This is a genomic window from Limisalsivibrio acetivorans (assembly GCF_000421105.1).
In the GTDB taxonomy this organism is placed as follows: Bacteria; Chrysiogenota; Deferribacteres; order Deferribacterales; family Geovibrionaceae; genus Limisalsivibrio; species Limisalsivibrio acetivorans.
Map to the genome: position 1 here is coordinate 1,726,752 of NZ_ATWF01000001.1, position 12,112 is coordinate 1,738,863.

A 12,112-nucleotide genomic window follows, 5' to 3' on the forward strand; every position below is an offset into this window, starting at 1 on the left:
TTGTAAATAAAAAAAATAATTATGCAATATAAAAAAACAGCTTTTTAAATTGAAGGGATTGGGAAAATAAATAAAAAAGGGGAGCCTCGGCCCCCCTTCGGGTTAACAATATTGAAAAATATCAGAAGCTGTAGCCGAGAACACCCGCAAGGGCAGAGGCTTTAGAATCGAAGAAGTCGATCTCGGAATCGCTCACAGAGTAGTACGCAAGAAGCGTTGCACTCACCCTTTTGTTGGAAAAGCCCCTGTATGAGAACATGAAAAAGCCGGAAACGGAGGAATCCTCCCTGGTTTCGCCGAAGTAGGGGTTTTCCTCGTCAAAGTTATCCTTCTTATAATTAAGGGACATCTTGGTGAAATAGGTCTTCGAGAAGCGGCGAAGCTCAAGCCCTGCTCCGAAACCCTGCCACGATTCCGCCTCACCCTCAAGCTGTCCACGCTCCACACGGATGCCTGGAACGATGGCTGTACCGGGTGCAACGGAGTATGCATAGCCAAGCTTGATGTCGTGGACAAGCCCGCTTCTGTCCAGCTCCTCATAAGCATCCGCAGCCTTATCCTCATCAACGCTTATGGTTGTGAGGGCATAATCAAGTTCAAAGCCGGTTCCGCCTATCTTTCTATAGGTCACATCGATACCTGCAACATCGGCATCGGTGGCGTCACGATCGAGCACGTAGGGGTTTTCCCAAACCTCGCTTCCCAGCTTTGTGAAAACGCTTACATCGATATCCCCCGCCTCACCGAAGTCGTGTTTAACGCCAGCGGCAAGACCGTAGTCACCTTCATCAAAGGGGGTTTTTATGTAGTATGTAGTATCTTTGGTTTTGTAACCTGCATCAAAAACAAGAACGGGCATTGTGGTGGAGATGCTCTCAGCATCGGCATCGAGGGAATCTATCTCCTCGTTCTCGCTATCGGTGTAAAGGTTGCTTTCGATATTAAACACAGCCGCACCTGCGGAAATATCCGCATAGAACCGTCCCTCCTGAGCAAAAACAGGCACAGCAGAGAGTGCAACAACAATAATAAGGCTCAATAATCTCATGGAAAATCCCTCCGTAAATTGTCCGATTACCCTTTACAGGGACGAATCTGGACTGCATAATAAACGCTCTCAATATGTATGTAATTTTAAGGTGAAAAGCAAGATGAAGATAGTATTTATGGGAACTCCCGAGACGGCGGTTCCTACACTGAAAGCAATTGTTGAAGCAGGACATGAGGTTCCGCTTGTGGTCACCCAGCCGGATAAACCCAAAGGGAGAAGCCGCAGGATGAGCCCTCCCCCGGTTAAGGAATATGCCCTTGAGCAGGGGCTGGAGGTTGCCCAGCCCGAAAAGCTCAAAAACAACGAAGAGTTTATGCAAAAGCTGGAGTCGATAAAGCCCGATTTCCTCGTCGTCGTGGCCTACGGCAAGATCCTCTCCGAACGTGTGCTTAATGTCCCCGCAAAGGCTCCCATAAACGTACACTTCTCCCTCCTCCCCAAATACAGGGGAGCCGCGCCGGTTAACTGGGCTATCGTAAACGGAGAGAAGGAGACGGGGGTTACCACCATGTTTATGGATGTGGGCCTCGATACCGGAGATATGCTGAAAACCGCCGCAACACCCATAGATAGAAAAACCACCGAGGACCTGCTCTCGGAGCTCGCCGTCACCGGCGCAGAGCTGTTGGTGCGGACCGTCGAGGAATTCGATTCCATAACGCCCGAGAAGCAGAAGGATGAGGATTCCACCTACGCCCCCATGATGAAGAAAGAGGACGGACTCATAGACTGGAACAAACCCGCAGAGGAGATCGAAAGGCTCATCAGAGGGTTTCAGCCATGGCCAGCGGCCCATTCATACCTTGAAGGGAAGATGTTTAAGTTCTATGGCGCCGATCCCGTTTCAGGGAAAAGCATTGAACCGGGCACGATCTTCGATATAAACAAGAAGAGCTTTTCCATCGCATGCGGTGACGGCGCCCTCAAGATAAAGGACCTCCAGATGGAAGGTAAGAAACGTATGCCTGCGGGCAGTTTCCTTGCCGGAGTTAAGCTGGAGGAGGGTTCAAGGTTTGCAGGAAAAGAGGAGTCCTGAACAAAAGATTTTCTGGGGGCTCTTTGCTCTGGCATCCGCAGTCGGAATTTGCCTGCTCCTTATCATATGGTATCTGGCTGTTTATGGTGCAGAGGGGCTTCCCGGACCTGCCGTCTGGATAGTCTCCGCAATTTTCACTGCTCTTCTCGCAGGGAGTATCGGTGCTGTACTGCTGTTCTCCCTGAGCCTTTATACGGGCAGAGCCGGGCTTATGCCTCCGGGAACAAGCTGGGCGGCGATGAATATCCTGCTACCCATGACCATGATGGCGGGCAAGCTTCTCAAGGTTGACAGGAACCGCCTCATAAGGGCGTTCATAAACCTGAACAACAGCGTTGCCTTTCGCAACATACAAAGGAAGGGGCTCAGCAGTGCCATCGTTCTGTTACCCCACTGCCTCCAGCTCGATACTTGTGAACTCAAGCTCACAAACGATATCTATAAATGTATAGAGTGCGGAAGATGCGATATCAAAAATCTTGCGCAGTTAGGGAAAAATTATAATATGAATATAAGGGTCGCCACCGGCGGAACTATGGCCAGAAGGCTGGTTAAGGAGTTTCGCCCCGAAGTTATTATAGCGGTGGCCTGCGAGAGGGATCTGTTGAGCGGGATTAAGGATACATACCCCATGCCCGTTATCGGCGTCTGCAACACCCGACCGGAAGGACCTTGCAGAAACACCCGTGTCGAGTGTTCGGAAATAGAAGATACCTTGCGCATAATAAAGGAAAACAACACTAAAGAGGGAGAATAAATGACCACTAACAGTTTGAAGACTGTACTTCTGATGTCGCTTTTAACGATTCTGTTCATACTAGGCGGAGCCGCCATAGGAGGAAGGGGAGGCATGATGATAGCCTTCATCATCGCCCTTGGAATGAACTTCTTCTCCTACTGGTACAGCGACAAGATCGTCCTTAAGATGTACAAGGCCACCGAGGTAAGCGAGCAGGAGGCTCCCGGCCTCTATGCCATCGTGCACAGGCTCACCCAGAAAGGGGGACTCCCCATGCCGAGGCTTTACGTCATCGACAACGAAAATCCCAACGCCTTCGCCACAGGACGCAACCCTGAGAACTCCGCAGTTGCCGTTACCACAGGTATCGTGCGCATGCTTGACGACGACGAACTCGAGGGTGTTATTGCCCACGAGCTTGCCCACATATATGGAAGGGATATACTCATAGGAACCATCGCCGCCACAATGGCTGGAGCTGTTATGCTCCTTGCAGACTGGGCGAGATGGTCCTTTATCTTCGGCGGAATGAACGGCGATGAAGAGGACAACCCCCTCGGTGCGGCTGGCGCCATAGTCGCCATGATTGTGGCACCCATAGCTGCCATGCTTGTTCAGATGGCCGTATCCAGATCCCGTGAGTATCAGGCGGATGCCAGAGGAGCGGCACTCTGCGGAAAGCCCCAGGCCCTTGCCAGCGCACTGCGCAAGATAAGCAAAGGAGCCCAGGAAGCCCCCATGCGTGAGGGTAACGCTGCAACGGCGCATATGTTTATCATGAACCCCTTCTCCGCCAGAAAGGCGATGAACCTTTTCTCCACGCACCCCCCCGTTGAGGAGCGTGTGAAAAGGCTGGAGGATATGGCAAGATAATGTCTGACCGTATGAGAGTCAGACTCTACAACCTTCTGACAGACTTCTACAATCACACCCCGGGGGAGGACTACTTCCAGGATTCCCCCGGAAGACGTTTCTACCGTGCTCTGTATTTCGAAACCTTCCGCAAGCTCGGCACCATTGAAGGAGCCATCGAACCCTATCTCAAGTTTAAACCTAAACCTGAGATAATGGCCGCCATCGTACTGGGTACTGCCCAGATTCTCTACATGCGAGATGTGCCAGATTATGCGGCGGTGAATGAATCGGTTAATCTCGTCAGCGGTAAAAACAAGGGCTTCGTGAACGCTGTACTGCGTAACATTATCCGGAACAAGAACAAGCTTCCAATGAGTCCTCCCATGGAGGATAACTTTCCAGATTGGCTTGTAAACCGCTGGAAGGATGACCTGGGTGCCTCGTATAAAAAGTTTCTCTCATGCCTCAACACAGCACCCCCGACATGGTACTTCGATACCGATGAGCTCAAATCCTACATCGAAGAGGATTTCGACGAGCCTATTCCGGGACGTATCTATATGGACAAGGCCTCATCCTCCGTTGCCATGCTGGCCGGGGATGTGAAGCCTGAAACCATACTCGACTGCTGCGCCGCACCCGGCGGCAAAACCACAGTCCTGTCACACAGATATCCCGGATCTACCATCTTCGCAGTGGAGCTTGACCCCGATCGTTTCGAGCGGATGAAGTCCACACTGGACGAAAGAGGGCTTACGAATATCAACGCAGTGAACAGTGATATCATGGAGATGGAGGGGGAAGAGGCCTTTGATCTGATCCTTTTGGATGCTCCATGCACAGCCCTCGGAACACTCCGCAAACATCCAGAGATACGCTGGTTGAGAACCGAAGAGCAGATAAAAGAGCGTGCCCGCATCCAGAGGCAGATGCTCAAAAAGGTCTCCACAATGCTGAAACCCGGCGGCAGGCTTATATACTCCGTCTGCTCCCTTGAGCCGGAGGAGACTACGGACGTCGTTGAGCAGTTCGTTGCGAGAAACACCGGATTCGACTTCATTGAACCTGTGTGCGAGGATATCTTCAAGCGGGAGGACTACTTCGTATCTCGCCCATGCGAGACCGACTGCGACGGCTTCTTTGCCGCCGTACTGAGGAAGGGCTAGACGATCCTCTTAACACCCAGAGCTATGAAGAAGACAGCTCCACCAACGGCGATGATCGATGCGCCCCCAGTAAGATTGAGCGTATAGGCGAGGGCGAGCCCTGCAACGGTGAAAAACACTCCGAGAAGGAATGATAAAATCATCATTGATTTAAGGGATCTGCTGAACATCTCTGCTATATAAGGGGGAATGGTGAGCAGTGCTATAACCAGCACAAGCCCCACCACACGTATCGTCATAACCACCGTGAGGGATATGAGCACGATAAGTGCAACATGAAGGAAGCCCACGGGTACACCTGCGCTCCTTGCGAACTCCTCGTCCATACTCATCGCCTGCAGGTCTTTATAGAAGTAACCCGCCGAGGCGAGGATTATAACATCCATCACCATCATCAGGTATATATCGCTGTCCGGAACTGCGAGCAGACTTCCGAAAAGATAGCTCATCAGATCCACGTTGTAACCCGGTGTCATATCCACAAGGATGATCCCCGCAGACATACCGAGCGCCCAGATCACACCGATAACCGTATCCGCACGCTTCTTGTTATTCAGCGTAATAAACGCAACCAGCAGACCCACCGCAAGCGCAAACCCCAGTGCACCGTATATGGGCGCAAAACCCATGAAGAATGCAAGACCTATGCCTCCGTAAGCCGCATGGGCGATGCCTCCGGAGATGAAGACTATACGGTTCACCACTACAAGGGTTCCGATTATCCCGCACGCCGCACTGACGAGGAGCCCAGCTATAAGAGCGTTCTGCATAAACTCAAGGGAGAGTGCATCAATCATGGACAGCCCCTATACCCATGCCGCCGCAGTGGGCGCAGTCGTGGGTGTGGTGGGAGTCGCCGTAGATATCCTTCATCATGTCTTCGGTTATGCAGGAATGCTCGTGCTTGTGTACGTATGTGTTCACCATGGCGATACTTGAGGCGAATCTTGGCAGAACGCCGAGGTCATGGCTGACAACAACAATTGTCATATCACGGTTAAGTTCCTTGAGCTTATCGAAGAGGTCACGCTGTCCCTTGGTATCGACACTGGAAGTGGGTTCATCCAGAAAAAGAACCTTCGGCCTCATGGCAAGGGCCCTTGCGATGAAGACACGCTGACGCTGTCCGCCGGAAAGGTTGTCTATCATCGAATCACGGATAGAGCTGACATCGAGATAGTCCATCAGCTCTTCCACATAACCGACATCCTCTCTATCCGGCTTCTTGAGCCTCCCTTTGCGGAGTGAGAGCCCCATCATCGCTGTTTCAAAGGCAGTGGCAGGAATGCCGGCGGAGCCTGCGAGGTTCTGGGGAACGTAGCCTACGCATCCGGTGTTCTTCCTCGGCTCTTCACCGAAGACACGTATCTCTCCCCTGTCCGGAAGAAGAATGCCGAGGATCAGCTTAACAAGGGTGGACTTACCACCTCCGTTGGGGCCTATCATTCCGAGAAACTCCCCTTCGTTTATGTCGAGTTCCACATCCTCAAGGACGTTCCGGCCGTTATAGGCGAAATCGAGCCCCCGTATCTCCACAGCTTTCATCGATTAAGCGCTTCCTTAATCTTTTCCGCCGATCGTATCATGTTTGCCGACCAATTCTCATCGAGGGGATCAAGAACCTCCACACGTCCATTTATAGCCTTGGCCACCGTCTCAGCACTCTTCTTGGAAAACTCCGGCTGTACGAAAACCGTATCTATACCATGCTCCTTCGCCCTTCTGATAAGCTCGGCAAGCTCTGCGGGCTTCGGCTCTTTACCATCTACCTCAACCGCCACCTGCTCAAGACCGTATTCATCGGCAAAGTATCCCCAACTGGGGTGGAACACCATGAATTCACGGCTTTTCAGCTCCGTAAGTATATTCTGAACCTTTATATGCGTATCTGCGATGCTGTTCTTAAGAGCCTGATAACGAAGCTGGTACTGTACTTTCATGGCAGGGTCTTCCTCTATATATGCATCCCGCATGCACTCAGCAAGCTTTATCATCATCGGGGGTGAAAGCCATATGTGCGGATCCAGAATCTCACCATCGTGGCTATGCGCTTCGCCCTCGTGTCCGTGCTCTTCACCACCATGGTCATGCGCTTCGCCCTCGTGATGGTGTGCTGCGATGGGCCTGCGTTCCACCTTTTCATAGCACTTCACCACACGGAGTTCCTTCCCTGCAGAGGCTATCCTCTCCAGCCAAGCTTTTTCAAAGGGTACACCCACGGGGAAATAAAGATCCGCACCCGCAACGTATGCCATCTGCTTAGGTTTAGGCTCATACACCGCCGGACTTGCACCCCGCTCCACCATAACCATAACCTCTCCCATGGAAAGCTTTGAGGCTATATAATGCTGCGGGAGCACACTCACAACTGTTTTAACCTCCGCCATGGCGGATACCGCAAGCAAGAATATCGAAAGAAAGACTATTAACCGCATTTCGAACAAACCCCCTTTATATCAAGTGACACAGACTTTACGGTGAACCCCTCCCCCACTTTCCCGAGGATTAAACCATCCTCAAAACTCAGGGGATCGAGGCAGTAAACCATACCGCACACTTCACAGTGGAAATGTGGATGCACAGGATTGTGCCTGCACGCCTTCTCGTAGAATGAAACGCCCGATTCACCAAGAATCTCACGAACCAAGCCCGACTCCTTTAGCACCGATAATGCCCTGTAGACCGTTGCCTGATCCGATTCCGATTCGCTGTGAACCTCCTTCGCATTAAGCGGGCGCTCACTCCCGAGGAGGACATCCAGAACCCTCTCCCTCGCCTGTGTTACCTTAAGATTCTTTCCCCGCAGAAGATCACGGGCTATACAAGTGCTCATGGATTAACGATAGATCAGATGCGAATCATTCGCAAGTAAATATCATAAAGGAAGGTTGTTAATATCGTAAAGAAGGCCAATGCCTGCAAATCCTGCGTAACCCTTACCCTCTAGCAGGTGCAGATTGTCCGCATTTACGCCGCCGAGAGCATAGATATCTTTGCCGCAATCTGCGACGTCCACCGGCCCTAACGGATTAACAGGGTACGGCTTATCCGTATGGAATATGGGGCTCAGGGTGCAGTAGTCCGCATCAACCCTCACTGCCTCTTCAACGCTGTGGGCTGAGTATCCGGTCAAAAGCTCTGGAAAGGCTTTCCTGACTGCATCCACAGGAATAGTCGCAACACCGAGATGGACGCCATCAAAGGAAGCGGCCTCCGCTATATCAGCACGTTCGGAAAGGACAAGCCTATGGTCGGGGAGGAGCCTGCGCATCCTGCACGCCTCCCTGTATATCAATGCGGCATCGAAACCCTTGATGCGGAACCATATGATATCCGTGACCTCCGCCGCTTTCATTGCGAATTCGCTCCACTCATCGCCGAAGGTCTGGTAATCAATCACCGGAAGGAATTTCATCATCACTCAGATAACGATCGAAGATCCTGTTGAACGCCGCCCTGACAGTTTTTCTAACATACAGATACCTCTCATGGAGGCACTCGGCTGAGTTCTTCTCATAGCAGAAGAAAACACCAGCCTTATTAAGAACCTCTTCGTCCGAAGGAAGCCGGGATGTTGATGTGTTCTCATAAACACGAAGGATGTTCTCAAGGTTTCTGTAGAAGTGGTAGCTGTCGTGCAGGGCGTAGTAGTCCCTCTCCTTGATAGCCTTCATATCACGCAGCTTAGATAGAACATCATGGGTATTCGGCCTTCGAAGGCCGGGCTCCTTATGACCGAGGTGCAGCTGAAGCATCTGGACGCAGAACTCTATATCCAGCAATCCGCCCACACCTGCCTTTATATCGTTCTTCTCCGGCGGGGAGCCCTTCTCCTTCTCTATACGCTCACGCATCTCCCTGACCTCGGCGATCTCCTTCCTGTTCAGCGTACCGGTAAAAAGAACCTCCTTCTTAATCTCAAGGAACTCGTTCTTGAGCTTCGAGGTTTCATTCAATACACAAGAGCGTGCCAGCGCCTGTTTCTCCCAAAGCATGGCGTTCTTCTTCTGATATTCTCTGAAAGCGGGCAGAGTTGTAACAAGGGGGCCGCTTGCTCCACTGGGGCGCAGGCGCATATCTATCTTATAGAGGATGCCATTGGTGGTGTATGTTCCAAGGAAGGATATTGTTCTCTGCACAGCCTTGGAGAAGAATTCATGGTTAGTTATCTGCTTTTCACCATTCGTTTTGCCGTTACCCTCATAAAGTACTATCAGGTCGAGGTCGGAACCGAAGCTCATCTCGTAGCTGCCGAGTTTACCCATCCCTACAACGATGGAGGAGCACTCAACCCCATCCTCAAGCATGGGCTTCCCGTAGCGTTCCTCCAGTGTCTCGAGAACACGTTCGTAGGCAAAGTTTACCGTTCCCCTCGCAAGCTGTGTCAGTGAGCGCATTACCTTGATAATATTAATAGTATTGTTAAGGAATGCGTAGCCGATGTTGAAGATGTACGCCTTGTGCCTCTGACGTGCTATCTCCATCTCATACTCGGTATCACCTTTGTATTTCTCCGTACGCTCCACAAGATCCTCATAAACCTCCACATGGTTGTAGACAGGGTTCTTAGGATCGTAGAGATAATCGAGGAGCACCTTGTCGCTGAGTATCATATTCGCAAGGTAGCGTGTGTAGGAGAATATATTCTCCATCTGATCCAATATCGCAGGCGCACTGCTGATAATGTCGTATATGAGATAAACATTAGTCTGATGCGAAAGGAGTTTCTCAAAGTTCATCAGCGTAGTGACCGGGTCGCTCCTTTCGGGGAGTTTCTCCACCACGCTTCCGATGATATGCTCAAGGATCTTCCTCTCATCCCGCATTCTGGGAGCCTTTCCCCTGCCGCTGATGATGCTGCGGATGATCTTTGCGCACTTCTTAGGCTCATTTATATTCATATCCTCAAGGAGCGGGATAGTATCCTCCTCGGGAACCTCCTGATCGAAAAGGATAGTGAGCTTGCTCACACTCTTACGCTCCTCAAAGATCCCGCTGAAAACCCCGTGAACAAAATCCGCCGCCTCACGGAAGCGTTTGTTGAAGCTCTCCTCATCGGTGAAGCCGCATCGTTCAAGATACAAATCGAATGTGTCCGACTCCTCGGGGACTATATGTGTCTGCTTCTCATCCTCGATCTGTGCCATATGCTCAAGCTTTCGCAGAAAACGGTATTCCTCCGCCAGACGCTCCCCCTTCTCTTCGTCGATAAGCCCCATATCAACTACCCTTGCAAGCCCTTCCAGCGTGTTGGGATGATATATCGAATTGTCTTTGGGGTAGTAGAGAATCATGAAAGTTTGTACGATGAACTCGATCTCACGTATACCGCCGTAGCCAAGCTTTACGTTCTTATGGGAGCCCCGAAGCTCCTCCCTCCGGTCTATCTTACCCTTGATAGCCTGCAGTTCATCAAGGAGCTTATAATCAAGACTTCTTCGAAAAACAAAGGGGCGTACAGCCTTGAGGAATGCTGAACCCACATCCTTGTCACCAGCCACTGGGCGGGCCTTCAGAAGCATCATCCGCTCCCATCCCTGTCCGTAGGATTCGTAATAGAGCTCGTAGCTGTGTACAGGCAGTGTGATGGCTCCACGGTCACCGTCCGGCCTTAGCCTGAGATCCACACGGAAAACTATGCCGTCCTCTGTGCGGGTTCCTATATAATGGGTTATCTTCTCTGCCAGTTTGGTGAAGAATACGTGGTTGTCCACAGGCTTACGCATCGGCGAGCCTTCGGTTTTGCCAACTTCCGTTCCGTATACGTATATTATGTCAATGTCAGAGCTGAAATTTAGCGCCCAGCCGCCAAGTTTGCCCAAACCTATCACAGACATGCCGATAAGCTCCCCCTCTTCATTAAGGGGCTTTCCATACTCTCTGTACAGGTGGTGGGTGCAGTAGCGGTAAACCGCCTCTAGGGAGGCCGAAGCCAGGCTGGAGAGATGCGCCGTGATTTCCTCAACCGGCCTCTCTCTGTGGAGGTCGTTAAGTGCTATTATCGTATACTCCCTCATCTTGATCATACGAAGATGATGGAGGAACTCTTTCTCGCTCATTTCCAGGTACTGGTCGGTGCAGAGAGAGTTTAGGATATAATCCGTATCCCTCGGGTCATCCACACTCTGAACTGCATGTTTCAGATAGCCCGGATAACGTATATACCAGTCCGCAATGAATCTTGAATGTCTGCAAACTTTTTCAAAGCCGTCAAAATCAGCCGCTTCAGGTGTTCTCTTTAATATCGTTTCATACTTATCTGTCATTTAACCACCGGAATGGAGATGAGAAACTCTGTGGCATCCCCTGTTTTGTCCATCTCTACATACCCGCCGAGATCCGTCGCAATGCGCCTTACCGTTGCAAGACCAATCCTGTCCCTCAATCCGGGTATATCATTATAGTACGGGGAAAAGACATCCTCAACCCCGTCATCGTAAGGTACTCCCCTTTCGGTAATACGTATATCTATGTACTCCGCTGTTCCGAGCTTCCTGTCGGTTATTTCAACCTCCACAGGCTCACCCCCCGAATACTCTGCTGCGTTTGCCATGAGAATCGTCAGTGCAAAGCCAAGCATCTCTGGCGGGTATTTCACTGCCATGTTTGAGCTATGCTTAACAACCTTGATGCTTCCCTTCTCAGCAATTCTCTCAGCTCTTCCTACAGCGGCAGAGGTTATCCTGCTAAGCCGGATACGCCCCTTCTCTCCACCCTTAATATTAGCCGAGTACCCATTAAGCCTACCTGTTGCCTCATTCAGCAGAAACCTTATATCCTTTATATCTCCGCCGCTTTCCTTACCCCTCTCTATCAAATCAGCTTTAAGTAGAAGGTTTTGAATATCGTTGCGAAACTCATGGATATGCAGTCTAAGCCCTGTTTTAAGCTCTTCAGTCACTAGCTTGCGGTAGTAGTCCACCTTTTCTGACTTTCTCTTAACAATCAGAAAAACACTGAACCATGCGGCAAGCGATATAAACAGTATTGCTCCTACATAGGGGATGAGGTACCCGCCCATGCTGTAACTGCCGGGTAGAGTAAGGAAAACACCGCCAATAGCTGTCGCAGAGAGGATTCCGAGCAGTAGGATAAAGAGTTTCATAACAAACCTCAAATTTATTCAATTTTTTTTAAAATAATATGTTGACATATAACCGCCTCAGGTCTATTATTCAAATCCCTTGACGCGGGGTAGAGCAGCTTGGTAGCTCGTTGGGCTCATAACCCAAAGGTCGTTGGTTCAAATCCAGCCCCCGCTATTT

12 protein-coding genes and 1 tRNA gene are annotated in these 12,112 nt (G+C 50.7%); 5 read left to right on the forward strand and 8 right to left on the reverse strand.

All coding sequences use genetic code 11. The annotated features are described in order from the left end of the window. Positions 1 to 121: 121 nt before the first annotated feature. Positions 122 to 1,048, reverse strand: a complete 927-nt coding sequence (locus tag K300_RS0108185; RefSeq protein ID WP_081646932.1) for a DUF2860 family protein — start codon at positions 1,046 to 1,048, stop codon at positions 122 to 124. Between the two features lie 103 nt (positions 1,049 to 1,151). Here K300_RS0108185 and fmt point away from each other — a divergent pair, with 103 nt between their 5' ends. From fmt to K300_RS0108205, 4 genes are read left to right on the forward strand one after another with little or no spacing between them, the layout of a single operon-like run. Beyond that, the gene (fmt, locus tag K300_RS0108190) at positions 1,152 to 2,087 is read left to right on the forward strand and encodes a methionyl-tRNA formyltransferase (RefSeq protein WP_022851186.1); all 936 of its coding nucleotides are present in this window, start codon (positions 1,152 to 1,154) and stop codon (positions 2,085 to 2,087) included. Further along, positions 2,065 to 2,844 (forward strand): DUF116 domain-containing protein, encoded by a 780-nt coding sequence (locus K300_RS0108195; protein ID WP_022851187.1) that lies wholly within the window; start codon positions 2,065 to 2,067, stop codon positions 2,842 to 2,844. Before fmt ends, K300_RS0108195 begins: the two co-directional genes overlap by 23 nt. Further along, positions 2,845 to 3,699 carry a zinc metalloprotease HtpX gene (htpX, locus tag K300_RS0108200; protein WP_022851188.1) on the forward strand — a complete coding sequence of 285 codons (855 nt, stop codon included), beginning with the start codon at positions 2,845 to 2,847 and terminating at the stop codon, positions 3,697 to 3,699. An 11-nt stretch (positions 3,700 to 3,710) separates the two neighbouring features. Further along, positions 3,711 to 4,847 carry an RsmB/NOP family class I SAM-dependent RNA methyltransferase gene (locus K300_RS0108205; protein ID WP_162139870.1) on the forward strand — a complete coding sequence of 379 codons (1,137 nt, stop codon included), beginning with the start codon at positions 3,711 to 3,713 and terminating at the stop codon, positions 4,845 to 4,847. Here the strand turns inward: K300_RS0108205 and K300_RS0108210 are convergent. From K300_RS0108210 to K300_RS0108240, 7 genes are read right to left on the reverse strand one after another with little or no spacing between them, the layout of a single operon-like run. Beyond that, positions 4,844 to 5,644 carry a metal ABC transporter permease gene (locus tag K300_RS0108210; RefSeq protein ID WP_022851190.1) on the reverse strand — a complete coding sequence of 267 codons (801 nt, stop codon included), beginning with the start codon at positions 5,642 to 5,644 and terminating at the stop codon, positions 4,844 to 4,846. The two genes, K300_RS0108205 and K300_RS0108210, sit on opposite strands and share 4 nt — an antisense overlap. Then, positions 5,637 to 6,392: a metal ABC transporter ATP-binding protein gene (locus K300_RS15085; protein ID WP_022851191.1), complete on the reverse strand. Its 756-nt coding sequence runs from the start codon at positions 6,390 to 6,392 to the stop codon at positions 5,637 to 5,639. Before K300_RS15085 ends, K300_RS0108210 begins: the two co-directional genes overlap by 8 nt. Beyond that, positions 6,389 to 7,282 (reverse strand): metal ABC transporter solute-binding protein, Zn/Mn family, encoded by an 894-nt coding sequence (locus K300_RS0108220; protein WP_022851192.1) that lies wholly within the window; start codon positions 7,280 to 7,282, stop codon positions 6,389 to 6,391. The genes K300_RS15085 and K300_RS0108220 overlap by 4 nt, the downstream gene beginning before the upstream one ends. Beyond that, a complete protein-coding gene (locus K300_RS0108225; RefSeq protein WP_022851193.1) occupies positions 7,273 to 7,680 on the reverse strand; it encodes a Fur family transcriptional regulator in 408 nt (135 codons plus the stop codon). The genes K300_RS0108220 and K300_RS0108225 overlap by 10 nt, the downstream gene beginning before the upstream one ends. Positions 7,681 to 7,722: 42 nt before the next feature. Next, positions 7,723 to 8,265 (reverse strand): thiamine phosphate synthase, encoded by a 543-nt coding sequence (locus tag K300_RS16200; protein WP_081646933.1) that lies wholly within the window; start codon positions 8,263 to 8,265, stop codon positions 7,723 to 7,725. After that, positions 8,240 to 11,113, reverse strand: coding sequence for a bifunctional [glutamate--ammonia ligase]-adenylyl-L-tyrosine phosphorylase/[glutamate--ammonia-ligase] adenylyltransferase (glnE, locus tag K300_RS15095; protein ID WP_022851195.1), 2,874 nt, complete (start codon positions 11,111 to 11,113; stop codon positions 8,240 to 8,242). The genes K300_RS16200 and glnE overlap by 26 nt, the downstream gene beginning before the upstream one ends. Then, complete coding sequence (locus tag K300_RS0108240; RefSeq protein WP_022851196.1) at positions 11,110 to 11,952, reverse strand: ATP-binding protein; 843 nt, start codon at positions 11,950 to 11,952, stop codon at positions 11,110 to 11,112. Before K300_RS0108240 ends, glnE begins: the two co-directional genes overlap by 4 nt. Before the next feature lie 83 nt (positions 11,953 to 12,035). Here K300_RS0108240 and K300_RS0108245 point away from each other — a divergent pair. Beyond that, a tRNA-Met gene (locus K300_RS0108245) sits at positions 12,036 to 12,109 on the forward strand. The last annotated feature ends 3 nt before the right edge of the window (positions 12,110 to 12,112 follow it).